This is a genomic window from Streptomyces clavifer (assembly GCF_036345975.1).
GTDB classification, from domain to species: Bacteria; Actinomycetota; Actinomycetes; order Streptomycetales; family Streptomycetaceae; genus Streptomyces; species Streptomyces clavifer.
Genome location: NZ_CP107793.1, coordinates 304,966 through 320,276 on the forward strand (window position 1 = coordinate 304,966; position 15,311 = coordinate 320,276).

Sequence of the window (15,311 nt, forward strand, 5' to 3'; positions counted from 1 at the left end):
GGCCCTCCCGTGTCTGTCGCGCGCCCACAAGGGATCAGCGGGCAGCCCTGCCAGCAGACGTATCGTCCCACGAAGCCGCCCTGCCGCGTCGTCCCAACTGACTGGCTCCCGCCGCGGATCGACTCATACGCGACAGACGGCGCCTGACGACCAGCCCTTCGTTCTCCGAAGTGCCGCCCCACACCCCCCCGCCACCGGGCCGGCTTCAAGTGCCCAGTCCAGGCAGTCCTGTCTGACCGGACAACGGTGGCATACCGCCTTGGCCTCTTCCGTCTGGAGCAGCAACGGCACATTGTTGTTGTTGCCCACGGGGAAGAAGAGGCCAGGATCTTCCCCTCGGCACATCGCCTTGTCACGCCAGGCCACAGCTGGGCCTGTTCCTCGAAGAACGGTGGCCCGCACACCTGCACATTGGGCCCCGCTGCCGGGGTGTCACGAAGACGGTGCATCTACGGGCTCGGAACCGCCTGACTCTCCTCGGCGGTGGCGGTTCCCGTCACACTGAACGACATCGCCACCGCGGCCACGGTCGCGCCGATCGCGGGCAGGGTTCTCCTCAGTCGCTCATACATGTGTCCTCCCGTGGAAGCCGATTCGGTGACCGTCCGCGCTGCGAATGCAGCCTCGGTCGCGCGGACGGGAGGACTTGAAGCGCCACGAGAATCAGGGGCGGCGTTCCGAATGCCGGCCGGGGCCGTGACAGAGCGAGTCGAGGTGCAGGCCCTTGGCCGATAAGCGCTCTCGCCTCGCGAACAAGGAGTCCCCCACACGCATAGCGACGAGCACTCATGGACGATTGACGAGGGTCTGCTCGCCCTTCGCAATGAGGGCCCTGTGCTTGTACGGGGTGGATGCCGGGAACCACTTCACCCGCGTGGATGCCACGTCGGCGCGTGCATGGTGGCCCGGGGTTGCCCGACCGCTCGAGCCGACCGTCCGTGGTCTCCACCGATCAGATTAGACAAGCGGCCGATCTTATAACACGATGAGCGCGCAATGCTGCGGCTGCACGGGGGGCGACTGCTTTATGGCGTGAATTAGCCCTCCGCTCACGTCGCTTCGTCCCCATCTCGGAACTGGAGAGCTTCGCCATGAGCTTCGGCGATCCCAACAACCCTTACAGCCAGCAGCCTCCGCAGGGCCAGCCTGGCCACCCGCAGCAGGCGCCGCAGGGCGTGCCCCCTCAGTACGGTTACCCGCAGCAGCCGTACGGTGCGTACCCGCCCGCCGGAATGCCCGGCGTCCCAGGGGCAGGGATGCCGCCGCTGGCGCACTGGGGGCAGCGCGTCGGCGCGTACCTGCTCGACATGCTGATCATCCTCGGCCCGATGTACGCTCTCGGCTTCATCGACCTCGCGGGCAGCGACGACCCGGCGAACGCCGAGCCCGGGGCCTTCTTCCTGATCGGCATCGTCTACACCCTCGCCATGGGCATCTACCAGCTCTACCTGGAGGGCAAGACCGGTCAGACGACCGGCAAGAAGGTCCTCGGCATCAGCCTGCACCGGGAAGCCGACGGCAGGACCCTGGGCTTCGGAATGGCGTTCGTGCGTAAGCTCGCACACTTCCTGGACAGCGCCGCCTGCTACCTCGGCTGGCTGTGGCCGCTGTGGGACGCCAAGAAGCAGACCTTCGCCGACAAGGTCTGCAGCACCGTCGTCGTCAAGGTCAACAAGGGCTGAGCCCTGGCCGAAGGCTGGAGGGGGTGACCCGGCGACGCACCCTGGTCTCCGGGGATCCCACGGCTTGAGGACGAAACGGTGAGCCGGCGACTCGCCGGCCGGGCCATGCAGGGAGCCTGGGCTGGGCGGCGGGCCACCGTATTCACGCAGATCGCCTCCAGGAGACTGCAGCTGCGGCTGCCCGTCCCCACCGTGAGCGCCACTGGTCCTGACTGCCGGGGTGGCGCATCTCGACGCCGTCTTCGGCCGCTCGCTCGGCCGAGGCGGCCGGCATCGGCGTGTACTGGCCGGCCACCGGGCGCGGGCAGGGTGCCGAAGATGGCAGCCAGTACGTCCTGGAGGGTGCATCGGTCGCACAACCTGCCCTGATAGAAAGCGGGTTGTTGCAGCACGAACAGGCGTACGGTCATCTTGACCGGCACATGAGTCTCAGGTTCGGTGTCCGTGCTTGCGGCGAACAGCACCCGCTCGCCGTTGCGGCCGGGTAGTCGCTGAGGTGACCGCGAGAGGCGCGATACGACCGCGCATCGCCGCAGCGTCAGGTGAGCCGAGCCTGGTACTTCTCCGCCACCTTGCCATCGGTCAGGTAGAAGCTCGCGTTCGGGGGAAAGAGGCCCGTGGCCGCGGTGCACCCGAACATGAGCTTCTTGCCGGATGTCGCCGGCCAGTTCGGGTAAGCCTCCTGCCTGAGGACGCACGAGTCCTTGGGAACGACCGACCAGAGCTGATCCTCGGTCATGCCCACAGTCACCTTGTTGTAGTGGGAGAGCCGAATGGACGGTGTCTTCGCATTGAACAGATACTGCTGGTTCTTGCCCCACAGCTTTCCGTCCGCGGTGAAGGCGAAGGTGCCGTACGGCGCGTAGTCGGCGGATTCGGTGAAGCAGAGGATCGAGGCACTGCTCCGCTCACACCATCCGTCGCCGTCACCCGGCTTGGTGAGATCACCGCCCAACTGCTCCCAGACGTCGGCCTGTGCCGTGCCGAACGGGATCTGACTGTACTTCTCGGCGGTGAAACTGAACTGTTCGTCCGCGTGCGCACTCGCTGTCGCACCCAGAACGGCCGCGCCAGCGGCGATCAACGCGACTACGGAACGCCATGGAGTTGCGTTCGCCATCCGATTCATCTCCTTTGCCTAAGCTCTCTCCTGCCTGGTCCTCATCGTCACCGGCCACACTCTTCGGAGAGTCTCGGAACGCTCCGTGCGCCCTTGTCGGACCGAACCGATGCCTCGATCGCCCCAGCACGGTAGGTGGTGGCCGGGGCCTGAAGCCGGGTGCGAGGTTGGTGCCGGGCCGCGATGCACAGCTCAGTCGGACGTGCGCACCGTGCCCGTGTCCTCGAAGTCGGCTGCGGCAGTGAGCCCCTCGAGGAAGGACCGGAAGTCCGGAGCGAGGGACAGCTCTGTGTGCCGTTCCGCGTCGAACCAGGTCACGGAGGGTTCTCCGTGCCGACCGCAGACCCGGTAGTCGAGCCCGATCCAGCACGGCGCGCTCTCCGAAATGAGTACCACCGGAGTGGGTAGCCCCCACTCCGCGACGAGGTAGGGGCTCGTGAGGATGGACGGGCTTTGATCACGGAGCCCGATGCAGTTCTGCTCACGGAGTCCGATGCCCATCACGAAGTCGAACGCCACGTGGTGAGGGCTCCAGGAGGTCGGGCGGGTCGTGGGGAAGGCATCCCAGCTGTCCGCGACCCCGCCTCCGTTCCGATGGCGCAGGAGGACGAGCAGGGCACTGGGAAGCGTGACGTCCAACAGGCGTTCGGCGTTCACGATCGCTCGGGCGGTGAGCGGCGGCTGGACTCCGTAGGCGCTGCTGGTGTTAGGGAGTGCTGAAGGTCCTCGAAGCGTGCCATGGCAGCACATCGTAGGTGCCTGCGCGGATCGCGTCCGCCAGGGTCGGGGCACCGATCGGTGGTGACGCGGCGACGAGCGACGGTACTCCGGTCAGCTCCGGGCAGGCACGTTGCACCGGCGAGGCGCCGTCCACCAACCCGCCGGACTACCCGGCCAGGTGGAGAGCAGTGACACCTCAGGGCGCAGGTGTCAGCGAGGCGGCCTCCCATGCGAACCCGTCCGGGTCGGTGAACGGTCCGGCCTCGCCACCGATCGCGAGCCGATGCGATCCGCTGCCGTCGGCGGAGACGCCGACGTCCTTGGCAAGGGCGCGGCGCCTGTAAAGCGCCAGCTTTACGGGGCCCTCACCGGCGGCGAACTCGACGTACACGCGGCCGAAGCTCTTCCCCACCGCAAGACCTTGTTCGACGTAGAACCGCTTGCTCGCGATCACGTCCGTGACTCCCAGCAGGAGCACGATCTCGTCGATCTTCCGGGTGGTGGGACCGGTGTCCTTCTTCGCCGAGGTCGCCACCTTCCAGATCGTCCCGTCCGGGGCCCGGACGACACCGCCGTAGCCCCAGAGCGACTTCGTGGCGGGCTTCAGCGACGTGGCACCCGCTTCGAGGGCGGAGTCGACCAGGGCGCGTACGTCGGCCGGCTGGGACACGGTGAGTGTCAGCGTGAACCCGCGGAAGCCGGTCGAGGGCGCCTCGGAGGCCCGCAGGCGGATCTGCGTGTCCAGCCCGAAGGCGGTGGTGCAGAAGTGCTGGGCGGCCGTGGGATCGGCCACGTCGAGGGTGACTGCGTCAATGAATGTCATGGTCATCACGCTAGTTGCGGCCGAGGACCGGTGCTTCTCGATTCCTGATCGGTCCGGTCACCGTGTTCGTGACGCGCCGACAGGTCCGCGGGCGTACGCGCTGTCTCGCGCCGGTAGGCGCTGGGCGGCATTCCGACCAGCTCCGTGAAGCGGATGCTGAAGGTCTCCAGGGACGAGAATCCGGCCTCGGCGCAGACCTCGGGCAGGCTGATGTCGTCACGACGCAGCAGCAGCGTCGCGCGCGCGATGCGCCGCGTCATGAGGTAGTCGTACGGGGACCGGCCGTAGGCCTGCCGGAACTCACGGCTGAGGTGCCGGGCCGTCATGTCCTCGCCGCGGGCGAGGGCCTCGACATCCAGCGGCCGCGCGTATTCCCGGTCGATCCGGTCACGGATGCGGCGCAGTCGCACGAGGTCCTTCAGGCGCTGGGCCGAGGTGCGTGCGCGCGCCCACGAAGGGTGACACATGGAAGGACTCCCTTGTGTAGATGTCCCCCGGCACCTGAGGTGTACGCCGGGCCGAGCGGCAAGGTACCTCATGACGATGACCGGCCTGCCGAAGTCGACGAGCCGATCAAGAGGAGGGTCCGGGCCGAGCACGCCGGGTACCGGCCCGACCGGCTGCGGAGCGGGCCCTGAGCTACTGGGCCCCTCGGGCGGACATGAACGGTGCGCGGGCTGATGCGGACTCGTGTGAACCTTGACCGCGGACCCGCGCGGGCCCGGGCCGCGGATGCGGGCGCACCCTCGTTGCGGGTCGGGGCCGTACGCCCCTCCGCCCGGGTGGCCCGAAGCGCGGCCGCCGAAGGCTGGTGAACGTCAACGATCCGGCCGGTCGCAGGCTTCGCCGCAGGCGGTCGCGAACCCCGCGTTCACGGCGGATCGAATCCGGGCCGGCTCAGCGAAGCTCCTGGATGCGGATCAGGTTGCCCGCGGGATCACGGAAGGCGCAGTCGCGGATTCCGTAGGGCTGCTCGGTCGGCTCCTGGACGACCTCGACGTCACCGGCCTGCACCTTCTCGAACGTGCCGTCGAGGTCCGGGGTGGCGAGCAGGATCCAGCCGTAGGTGCCCTTGGCCATCATCTCGGCAATGGTGCGGCGCTCGTCCTCGGTGATACCGGGGTCGGCGGCCGGAGGCGCCAGGAGGATGGAGGTTCCGGGTACGCCGACGGGGCCCACGGTGATCCAGCGCATCGTGCCCTGCCCGACGTCGCTGCGGACCTCGAAGCCGAGTACATCGCGGTAGAAGGTCAGGGACGCGTCCGGGTCGACGTGCGGCAGGAAGCTCGTGTGAATGGTGATGTCCATGACGATCATGCTAGGCACGGTGCCGCGCTCAGTGCTTCTTGATTCCTGACTGGTCCGGACGCCCTGCCCGTCGGGCCACCTGTTCCCCGTTCCCTCTCGCTCAGGTGACGGGTGCGGACCGTCGCGCAACGGATCACGGCGCCACGCACGTGTGGTGATGGCACATCGAGCACAGCAGACGCTCAGATCCCCTGTCCGGCAGACGCCTGATGACTGCGGCCCATCCTCGGCTCCACGCCTCTCACCGCACTTTTTATGCGGTGCCGAGGGCCGGCGGCACTTTGCGCGTGCCACCGGTCCAGGTCGTCCGATGGTCGGGCAACCCGGCACGTCGGCCCGGGCAGGTCTGCATACGACACGCACGGCGAGGTCTTCGGCGGGCGACGGATCGGAAGGGAGGGGCGTGCCGCCGACCATGACCGTCGTGATCGGGAGAAGCCAGGTCCGCGGGATCCACCGCGGTAGGGGACTTGTCGCGCAGACCCTCACCGTAGAGGAAGCCACCGGCCGACGGGAAGAGCCATGGGCTGCCAACGTACTCGGCAAAACAACGATCGCGTGGGCGTGGTTGCACAGAAAAGGGGTGCCGGCACGTCACAGGCCGGTGCGACGGGAGCCCGAAGGTGGTTCACCACGTTGGCGTCAGGGCGCCGCACACTCCCGGGCACACGACTCCCGTACTCGCTCGGCGCACCTCCCTGGCACACAGCCGGAAGCGAGCTGACACCCGAAGCCGGGGCCCATGGCGGGAGGCCCGAAGGCTCCCCTTCCGTGTGCCCGGCAGCCCCCGCCGCTCCTCCCCCGGACCCGGTCGGCCCCGATGCCGATCGGCTCGGAAGCAATGGCTCCGAACGGCTGCGGCGGCCGGTCGCACCCATGAGAAGGCCGGGACTCCGCATACGACCGTGCCCCCGCCTCCGGGGGAGATTTCTGCCCTAAACGTGACGTTTTCGCAGGCCCGATGCCAGCCAGGAAACTTTCTTTTGTCCAGCGCATTGACGACACCGGTGGGCCGACTTACCTTCATCGCGTTGTTCTTCATATGTCATATATGAGACGCGATACGAGATCTGAGAGCCGCCATGTCGACAAGCCCACTCCCCGTCCGTCCCCGCGTGCTGTACGTGCCCGAGCGAATCGACTTCCGTATCCCCGGAGGACGACGGCTCACGGGCAGACGTGCGCAGGGACCGGGGCAGTGCGGAGTCGGCAACCTGCGCCCCCGGTAGCGCGGCGTTCAGCACCGACACCGGTTGCCGGGCATCGGACGACGCGTCACCGACCGCCCCGGGGGCCGATTCCGGAGCGGAGTCCACTCAGCTGCTGGCCCTCCACCCTTCCGAAGAAGTACCGAAGACATCCCGCACGGTTCGCCTTACCGACTGTCCGGTGAGCCCGGCAGTGAGCACGCAGAGAAGAGAGCCCTTCATGAAGATGCACCGCAGTCGCCGACTCGCATCCGCGATCTCCCTGGTCTCGGCCCTGGCCCTGACCGCAACCGCCTGCGGTGATGACGGCAGCGGCCTGGCCGATGGGGGCGGCGAGGGCTCGGGCACCGGAAGCATCGTCTTCTGGGACGAGAACGGCGGTGTGCGGACAGCCGTCTGGAACGAGATCATCGCCGACTTCGAGAAGGCCAACCCGGACATCGACGTGGAGTACGTCGGCCTCGCCTCCACCGAGGCCCAGTCCAAGTACGACACCGCCATCCAAGGCGGCGGCCTGCCGGACGTCGGTGGTGTGGGTGCGGCAATGATCGCCGGTATCACCGCGCAGGACGCGCTGGAGCCCCTGGACAAGCGCATCGGGGGCAGCTCCCTGGAGGGGAAGCTCAACAAGGCGATGCTCGAGAACGTCAAGTCGGCCGGCGGCCGGGACGAGATGTACACAGTGCCGATATCAGCCACCAACGGCGTCCTGTACTACCGCACCGACCTGTTCGAGAAGGCGCAGCTGGACGAGCCCGAGACCTGGGACGACTTCTACAAGGCCGCCGAGGAACTGACGGACAAGAAGAAGAACGTGTTCGGCTACACGATCCGCGGCGGCCCCGGTTCCATCGCCCAGGCACTGGACGCGATGTACGGGCAGTCCGGGATCGACTCCTTCTGGGACGCGGCCGAGAAGAAGACCACGGTCAACGATCCCAAGAACGTCGAAGCGCTGGAGAAGTACGTCGGCCTGTACCGGAAGGTCACACCCGCTGCCGATCTCAACAACGACTTCACCAAGATGGTTGCGCAGTTCGACTCGGGCAGCATCGGCATGCTCAACCACAATCTGGGCTCCTACCAGGACCACGTGCAGGCGCTGGGCACCGACAAGTTCCGCGGAATCCCGCAGCCCAAGCTGGCCGACGGCACCCGGGTGATGGTCTCCAACCCCGTCTCCGGCCTCGGCCTGTTCAAGTCGTCCAAGAACAAGGCGGCGGCCTGGAAGTTCATCGAGTACGCGGCATCCCACGAGGCCAACTCCAAGTTCAGTGAATCCGCAGGCCTCATCCCGGCGAATCAGGAGGCCGCCGAGGACGCATGGCTCGACAAGGCCGAGGCCACCAAGTTGGGCGCCGAGGCGCTCTTCTCCGGCAACACCAGGATCGTCCAGCTCCCGTACTACCTGCCGGACTGGAACACCCTCTCCAAGGCCGACAGTGAGCCGGGCTTCCAGAAGGTGATTCTCGGCAAGATGACAGCCAAGGAGTTCCTCGACACTCTTGCCGGTCAGCTGAACGAGGCCCAGGCGGAGTGGAAGGAACGGCAGGGCAACTGACGCGCGGGACGAGGGGCGATGCGGGCATCCCGGGGTGGTGCGATGAACCACCGCACCACGCCGGAGCCGCCCGTCGTACGCCCCGGGGCCACCGGGTCCTGCACCCCCGTGGCCCCGGCCCCGGAACGAATCCTGCTGGTACGCGACCTTGGCACGGCCCTCAGTCGTACGCCGACAAGAGGGGAAGCCTCGTGCGCTGTGCCGGTTCGACCGGTGACGGAAAGGTCGCGCTGTCTGGTGAGACGGTACGGCTTCGGTTGCCGCAGACGGCACGCACTCCTGACCCCGGAGTCCTCGCAGACCGCCGTCGCGCTCCCACCGCACACGTGAACCCTCGCGTGGATGCGAAGGCGTCCGGGGGCTCGGAGCAGCATCCTTCGATCAGCTGACGTGAGCAGCGATCGTTCGCGCACACACGAGGGATTCGGCGCGCGTCGTGTCGACCTCCAGGTCGTAGATCACGCTTTGGTGCACCGTATCCGCCTGGGACGCGGCCATTCCCCACGCCCGATCTCCTCGCGCGATCTCACGGCCTGCGGCGACGTCACTCTCGCATCGGACGCCGACCCACAGCACCGCCAGTCCGCCGAGTGCCTTCTGCCACCGCTGTTGGGACTCGGCACCGCCGAGGAAGACCTCATCGACGATGATCCTGGCGCCTGCACCGGCCATCGCTACGATCCCCTCGCCCCAGGCCGCCTCCAGCGCCCGGAACTCCGCGCCGACGCTCACTCGGCCGTCCGCCGCGATCTCGATTCCCGCGTCGGACGCCTGCATCCTCGCGGGCATCGCGTCGACGAACGAGTCCGCCCCGAAGGCCAGCCATGGATCGGGGAGCACCGCCTGCAGGCACCGCACGATCCCGGTCTTCCCCGAGCTGGAACCACCATTGAGGATGATCATCTGAGTTGTCACCGCGCCACATTAGGGTGCCTCCCCCGGACAGGAAACGAATTCCGGACAGAAGGGGATCAAGCTAATGTGCTTCACCACGGCCCGCACCAAGTCGAGCGGACCACGCGGCTCCCCCGCGCCGCACAGGCCGCCGCTGCGGCCGAGCCGGCACCACCTCTCAGAGCGACATGGTGCCCACGGCATCAGGCATGGTTGTCAATGGTCCCAGAGTCCCCCCACTGCCGATCATCAAGCAGCCAGGGCGATGCGTTGAGCGAGACGCTCTGCGGCTTTCCGCCACGCATCGGTCACCGCTGCACGGGCATGGAGGGTGCGGTTCGGCACGTCCCCCGTCAGCACGACCGGTGCGCCGACGTGGACATGGAGGCCCGGCCTGCGCAGCGGGGCGGTGCACAGGCCCGCGATCTGCTTGGTCACGCTTCCTGAGGTGATACGGCGAGAGCCTGCCTGTCCCAGGGGGATGACGGGTGCTCCGGTTCGGTCCACGAGTCGAGCCAGCCCACTGCGGAAGGCTTCCGGGGCTGCTTCCCCCGCGTCCCTGCGCAGCGGAATGCCGCCCTCGCCATAGATCAGGACGAGGCGCCCCCGAGCGAGGGCTTCGGCGGCGCCGTCGAGGGCGTCTCGAGCGCGCGCGTCGCGCCGGTAGACGGGAATGTGTCCGTCGCGGGCAAGCGCTCGCCCGAGTACGGGGATACGCCAGAGGCCCGCCGCAGCCAGAACGACCGGCTTGACGCCGAGACGACGCAGAGCCGCGAGGACCACGGCCGGGTCGGCCAGGGAGCTGTGGTTGGCGGCGATGATGCTGCCCTCGGCCAGGTCGGCGTCGCTGTCCGTGGTGACCGTCAAACGGCCGACGACGGGCACCAGGGATTCGGCGAGGCGACTGAGCATGGGTGGGTCCTCCGGACTCGGATGCTGGTGCCCTCCATCGTGGTCCGGGAGTGTGCTGCGAGCCTGAGTACTGGTACTCACATCTCGGATTCACAAAAGATTCGACACCGCTGCCTCCACACACGACGTTCGGCGATCTGCGTGCGACCGGTTGCCGCTGGTGACGCGGTGCTCCTTCCGGCACCTGAGGACCTGCGGATTCGGCGGCTGCAGCTTGCCGAGCACAAGAACTCGCAGGGTTGGCAGGTAGCAACCGCCGCCTGCTGTAGGCCCATTGGGGAGACGTGGATCCGCAGCCGCACGTTGCGGGGGGCCTCGGCGTCGACCTGCGCCGCTGCTCTGTCGCCGTGTTCGAGGACGTCGTACCGCAGCACAGAAGCGTCTGGCGCTGCTTGCGATGCGCACACCATGTACGGGAAGCGTGGGCGACGTCGCCCGCGTGCCGTCGGAAAGGACTGGCCCACAGGCCCGCGGTGTCGTGAGGGAGCCAGCCCTCACGTGCTACGAAGCGGTACCAGGCCTTGGTACGCATGCCGATGGCTGTGGCCGGTCCCTCGGATGTCGGCGCGCTCGTGACCGACATGGTCTCGCACTCGGCCGGTGGCGCGAGCACGAGAACGCGTCGGTCATGCGCGTTGCCGTCCGGTCACACCACGCCCGGCCGCCCGGTGCGGCCGATGGCCCCACTGCCGGGCGGCGCGTCGAACTGCGACCTCTGTGGGTGCCCGGGCCCGGAATCGGTGCCCGTCACCGGTACCCGGCCGCGTCCGCCGGCTTCCCGGCGTTGTCGACCTCGACCAAGTAGCGCCAGCAGTCCGGGCGCGAGCCGTCGAGGTCAGTGAAGTCGTATTCCTGGGCGAGTTGACCGCTGGACAGCGACTGACCGTTCCACCGTGCGACGTCGGCGTCACCAGCCAGTGCCGCGACCGCGCGGCCGACGTACGACGGGCTCTCCGAGATGCAGAAGTGCGGCACCGCGGCCAACGCGTCGCGCCAGTTCTCCTCAGTGACGCCGAAAGCGTCGAGCATCATCTCCGAGCGCATCCAACCAGGGGTGAGCGCCACCGCCGCCCCTCCGTGCGGCTTCAGCTCGTGTGCGAGTACGAAGGCCATGCGGAGCACACTGTTCTTGGCCAGGTCGTAGAAGTACGAGTTGCGGTAGTGCGCGTCGTTGTACGCGGACGTGCCGTCGGTCATCTCGACCACCAGTCCGCCCGGTCGGCGCACCAGCAGTGGCAGCAGGAAGTGGCTGGTGATCGCGTGGGTCTCCACGCCCAGCCGGAGCAGCCGCAGTCCGTCGTCGAGGTCGTGCTCCCACACCGGCTTGTCGAACGCGAACAGCCGCTCTCCGCCCCAGATGTCGTTGACCAGCACGTCGAGCCGTCCCTGTTCGGCGTCGATGCGCTCGGCCAGCGCGCGGACCTGCTCGGGCACCAGATGGTCGGTCGGCACCGCGATGCCGGTTCCGCCCGCTGCGGTGACGAGCTCCGCCGTCTCCTCGATCGTCTCGGCCCGGTCGTACTCCGAGCGCCGTTGCCGGGTCGTGCGGCCGGTGACATAGACCGTCGCGCCCGCCGCGCCCAGCCTGGTGGCGATACCGCGGCCCGCCCCCCGTGTAGCCCCCGCGACCAGCGCGATCCTTCCCTGGAGGTCTGGTGACGATGTGCCGGGTGTAAGTGCCATTGAGTTCGCTTCCCTGTCTCTGCACGGCCCCGCCGACGTCCGTCATCGGCGCCGACCGGTGAACAACGACCATGCTCGACCGGAAACCCGACACCTTGTGTCGTATTTCTTCATCGGGACCGGGCCGAATCGCCGACCCCTCAGAGCGAGGTGCCTGTCTCCTCGGCCAATCGCTGCAGGAGTCGCTCCTGGAACGCTTCGTCGTGGACTGACCGGTGCGGCTGCGTCAGCTCGCGGTGGTACCAGTACCCGCCGGTGCTCAGGGCCTGCGGATCGTCGCTGGAGGCGAGCCATTCCTGGGTCCGATGGCCGAGTTCCAGGTCGTCCGGTGCACCCGGGCCGCCCATTCTCGTCGGAACCCACCCCGGGTCCACCGCGTTGCTCAGCACCCCTGGGCGCAGGCGGGCCACCGCGGCCATGAGGGCTGTGACGTACAGCTTGCTGTCGTCGTAGGAGCCTGCGCTCTCACCCCTCCAGTCGACCCGGTCGAGCACGGGTCGTCCGCCGAAGTGCGAGCTGCTGCTCAGATACACCAGTCGGCGCGGTCCGTGAAGCAGGGCGGTGAGGAGGTACGGAGCGATGATGTTGACCGGCATGACCGCGGGTCCACTCCACACGCCGGCGTTGTGGATGACCACGTCGAGGGGTTCGGCGTCGTTCAGCTCGGCGGCGATACGCCGTACGGCGTCCCGCTGCGTGAAGTCCCCCACCACGACGCGGGCACCCCGGTCGGCCAGGGCGAACAGGTCCTCCGCACGCTCCTGGTTGCGGGCGTGCACCATCACGTCGTGCCCCTGGGACAGGAGCGTATCCGCAGTGGCTCGGCCGAGGCCGTCCGCGGAACCGGTCACAAGGACGCGAGTCACGCTCGCACCGCCTCTCGGGTGCCCGTCCCGTCGCCGGGCACCGCGGCGGGACGCTCGCGTCGTGCGGCGCGGGCGCTTGCCAGGTCCGTGGGCGCACCGAGAAGCACCTGACATGAAGGTTTCTCCCCCTCGCCGGCGTGGGCGTCGTCGGTGACGTCCATGACTGCTGCTGGTCGCACAGGCCCTCCTCCTACGTTCGTGATGGCCCGGTCAGGCTTCGGGATCCTCCGGCCAAAGCCGAGGAAGCCCCTCGGGTCGTCCGGGGCGGTGGTGCCACCGCGCTCAACCAGGTGCCGGCCGACATGCGCGGGCCGGATCGCGGCGCCGTCCTGTTCCCATCTGATCATCCCCGGCGCCATCACCCCCGGCGACCTTTACACCGACCCCGCCACCCTCGCCGACACCGGTGCGACATCCACACCAACAAGGCGCAATCCGGCACCACGCCGCCCCATGGACACCTGCTTCCACCCGACCGACATCCCGCCCTGGCCACCACGGCCACCGTCGCCGTCCTGACCGCAGCAGGCTGCACCGGAGTCCCGGACGGGGACCAGTTCGAGTCTCCGCGACCTGGAGGCGTCTTCCTCGCGGGCGGGCCACTCGTGCCCTCCGGGTGAGTGGTCTTGGCGAGAGCGCTGTGAGGAGACGCGCTCAGACGGGGAGAGACCGGAGGTCCCGCTGCACTCTCACACACGGAGCCTCGATGAAACGCCCCACCGCGGCGGCCTCTGGTACCGCCACACTGCTGCTCGCTGCCGTCCTGACCGGCTGCTCCGACAGCACCACGGCGGAGGGCCACGGCCCCACCGCCTCCGGCGCCTCCCCCTCGGCGCCGGCCACCGTGGACACGAAGTCCGAGGGCAAGCTCGGCAGCATCCTCGTCGACGACAAGGGCAACACCGTCTACCTGTTCCTGGCCGACAAGAAGAACAAGTCGAACTGCACGGACGCCTGCGCGAAAGCATGGCCGCCGCTGCTCACCAAGGGGGCTGCCAAGGTGGGCGACGGCGTGAACAAGAAGCTGCTCGACGTCACCAAACGTTCCAACGGTGACGAGCAGGTCACCTACAACGGCCACCCTCTGTACTACTACGCCGCCGACACGAAGCCCGGTCAGACGAACGGCCAGGGCCTCAACCAGTTCGGCGCCGAGTGGTACGTCCTTGACACCAGGGGCAATAAGGTCGAGAGCTGAGTCGGCTGCAGGACATGAGGGCGCAACGCGGCAAACAGGGCGGCAGGAGCTTCGTGCCCGCCGTGTGCGCTGTCCTGGTGCCTGTCGCGGTCGGGGTCGGGATCTACCTCTTCGGAACCCACCACACGCCGAACTACGACAACGGACTCTTCGGTGCCCACGGCACCGCCGCAGTCGACCTCAAGGCCCGACTCAGCACCGCGCTGCTCGGCCTCGCCCTCGTCCAACTCTGCCTCGCCCTCTGGATGTACGGCCGCATGCCGGGCGCCCGCTCCGCACCCCGATCGGTGCGCCTGGGGCACCGTGTGCTCGGATTCCTCGTCCTTCTCTTCTCCCTGCCGATCGCCTACCACTGCCTCACGACCTACGGGATCGAGACGACATCCCCGCGGGTCGCGATCCACTCCTTCACCGGGTGCGCTCTCTACGGGGCTTTCGTGGCCAAGGTCATCGTCGTACGCAGCAGGCGCCTGCCCGGCTGGCTCCTCCCGGCGGTGGGCGCCCTGCTCGTACTCGGCGTAGTCCTCCTCTGGTACACCGCAGCTCTCTGGGCCCTGAACGGAAACTCGGTACCAGGGTTCTCCTCCGTCTGAGGGAACGGTCCCCCACGTGTACGTGCTACCCGTCCAGGCGGCGTGGAGGTCGGGAGGGGCTTTGTCCCCTGACCGCGCGGGAGTGAACCACACGCTGCTGGTCGCCTACAGCATGATCGCGGCGGGGATATCGCCGGGTGCGAGGCCCTGACATTCCCTGTCAGGGTCTCGCACCCTGCTCACCGACTAGCAGTTTCCTCCCGGCCGGGAGGACATGAGCAGACGGCGACCTCACGCAGGAAGGCTGCCGACGGCCGACCGCGCACCACCGTGTCGATCTTGGAGTCCCCCCTGGGCGGCTGAGGACCCCAGGTTCGCCGTCGTTGCGAGCGGGCCCATGCCTCCGGCCTCGTAGACCGCGCGTCACCCCGAGACAGTCGGTTGGGGCACGCCGTCGAGCGGCCGGAGGAATCGGCGCTCGTACCGCTTGATGCATCGGGTCTCACGAGCCAGTGCGAATGCCTCCTGGCACTCCGGGTCGGACATGCTGTCCATGCGGTACTGCTCGTAGGCGGCGAGGCTGGGGAACGAGAAGAGGGCGAACGCGATGTCGCTGTCGCCCTCGCTCGGCAGGAAGTAGCCGTGGTGCGTACCGCCGAAACGGTTGACGAGCAGGACCCAGCGGCGGCCGTACTCCTCGAAGTCCTCGAGCTTGTCGGCGTCGATCTCGTACTTCAGATGAATGGTGATCACGCCCTGCATCTTGCCGTGCGACGGATCGGACGCGTAGCCGGCCAGTGCGA

14 protein-coding genes and 2 pseudogenes are annotated in these 15,311 nt (G+C 68.1%); 4 read left to right on the forward strand and 12 right to left on the reverse strand.

Going from position 1 to position 15,311, the window contains the following annotated elements; genetic code table 11:
* Window positions 1-103: 103 nt before the first annotated feature.
* A pseudogene (locus OG927_RS01260) lies at window positions 104-345 on the reverse strand (WhiB family transcriptional regulator); the annotation flags it as partial.
* 104 nt (window positions 346-449) lie between these two features.
* The gene (locus OG927_RS01265) at window positions 450-572 is read right to left on the reverse strand and encodes a hypothetical protein (RefSeq protein ID WP_274923017.1); all 123 of its coding nucleotides are present in this window, start codon (window positions 570-572) and stop codon (window positions 450-452) included.
* Between the two features lie 519 nt (window positions 573-1,091).
* Here OG927_RS01265 and OG927_RS01270 point away from each other — a divergent pair.
* Window positions 1,092-1,682, forward strand: a complete 591-nt coding sequence (locus tag OG927_RS01270) for an RDD family protein (RefSeq protein ID WP_056787625.1) — start codon at window positions 1,092-1,094, stop codon at window positions 1,680-1,682.
* A gap of 538 nt (window positions 1,683-2,220) precedes the next feature.
* On the opposite strand, the gene OG927_RS01275 is transcribed toward OG927_RS01270, so the two are convergent.
* The 5 genes and pseudogenes from OG927_RS01275 to OG927_RS01295 all read right to left on the reverse strand — a co-directional run bounded on the left by OG927_RS01275 (window position 2,221) and on the right by OG927_RS01295 (window position 5,653).
* On the reverse strand, window positions 2,221-2,802 hold the full coding sequence (locus OG927_RS01275; protein WP_124283291.1) for a BLIP family protein: 582 nt from the start codon (window positions 2,800-2,802) through the stop codon (window positions 2,221-2,223).
* Window positions 2,803-2,994: 192 nt separating this feature from the next.
* On the reverse strand, window positions 2,995-3,459 hold the full coding sequence (locus OG927_RS01280; protein WP_330319534.1) for an SMI1/KNR4 family protein: 465 nt from the start codon (window positions 3,457-3,459) through the stop codon (window positions 2,995-2,997).
* 259 nt (window positions 3,460-3,718) lie between these two features.
* Complete coding sequence (locus tag OG927_RS01285) at window positions 3,719-4,345, reverse strand: glyoxalase (protein ID WP_330319535.1); 627 nt, start codon at window positions 4,343-4,345, stop codon at window positions 3,719-3,721.
* Between the two features lie 10 nt (window positions 4,346-4,355).
* Window positions 4,356-4,812: pseudogene (locus tag OG927_RS01290) on the reverse strand (helix-turn-helix transcriptional regulator).
* A gap of 430 nt (window positions 4,813-5,242) precedes the next feature.
* Window positions 5,243-5,653 (reverse strand): VOC family protein, encoded by a 411-nt coding sequence (locus OG927_RS01295; RefSeq protein ID WP_056788229.1) that lies wholly within the window; start codon window positions 5,651-5,653, stop codon window positions 5,243-5,245.
* Between the two features lie 1,428 nt (window positions 5,654-7,081).
* Here OG927_RS01295 and OG927_RS01300 point away from each other — a divergent pair.
* A complete protein-coding gene (locus OG927_RS01300) occupies window positions 7,082-8,422 on the forward strand; it encodes an ABC transporter substrate-binding protein (RefSeq protein ID WP_056787637.1) in 1,341 nt (446 codons plus the stop codon).
* Window positions 8,423-8,803: 381 nt separating this feature from the next.
* On the opposite strand, the gene cpt is transcribed toward OG927_RS01300, so the two are convergent.
* The 4 genes from cpt to OG927_RS01320 form a co-directional block, all read right to left on the reverse strand.
* On the reverse strand, window positions 8,804-9,337 hold the full coding sequence (cpt, locus tag OG927_RS01305) for a chloramphenicol phosphotransferase CPT (protein WP_330319536.1): 534 nt from the start codon (window positions 9,335-9,337) through the stop codon (window positions 8,804-8,806).
* Between the two features lie 228 nt (window positions 9,338-9,565).
* On the reverse strand, window positions 9,566-10,228 hold the full coding sequence (locus OG927_RS01310) for a lysophospholipid acyltransferase family protein (protein ID WP_330319537.1): 663 nt from the start codon (window positions 10,226-10,228) through the stop codon (window positions 9,566-9,568).
* 747 nt (window positions 10,229-10,975) lie between these two features.
* Complete coding sequence (locus OG927_RS01315) at window positions 10,976-11,911, reverse strand: SDR family oxidoreductase (protein WP_330319538.1); 936 nt, start codon at window positions 11,909-11,911, stop codon at window positions 10,976-10,978.
* 140 nt (window positions 11,912-12,051) lie between these two features.
* Complete coding sequence (locus tag OG927_RS01320) at window positions 12,052-12,777, reverse strand: SDR family NAD(P)-dependent oxidoreductase (RefSeq protein WP_330319539.1); 726 nt, start codon at window positions 12,775-12,777, stop codon at window positions 12,052-12,054.
* A gap of 706 nt (window positions 12,778-13,483) precedes the next feature.
* On the opposite strand from OG927_RS01320, the gene OG927_RS01325 reads away from it, so the two are divergent.
* Both OG927_RS01325 and OG927_RS01330 read left to right on the forward strand, forming a co-directional pair.
* On the forward strand, window positions 13,484-13,975 hold the full coding sequence (locus OG927_RS01325; protein ID WP_330319540.1) for a COG4315 family predicted lipoprotein: 492 nt from the start codon (window positions 13,484-13,486) through the stop codon (window positions 13,973-13,975).
* Window positions 13,976-13,989: 14 nt separating this feature from the next.
* Window positions 13,990-14,568 (forward strand): DUF6529 family protein, encoded by a 579-nt coding sequence (locus OG927_RS01330; RefSeq protein WP_241192006.1) that lies wholly within the window; start codon window positions 13,990-13,992, stop codon window positions 14,566-14,568.
* Between the two features lie 363 nt (window positions 14,569-14,931).
* Here OG927_RS01330 and OG927_RS01335 read toward each other — a convergent pair whose 3' ends face one another.
* Window positions 14,932-15,261, reverse strand: a complete 330-nt coding sequence (locus OG927_RS01335; RefSeq protein WP_056788235.1) for an NIPSNAP family protein — start codon at window positions 15,259-15,261, stop codon at window positions 14,932-14,934.
* Window positions 15,262-15,311 lie beyond the last annotated feature (50 nt).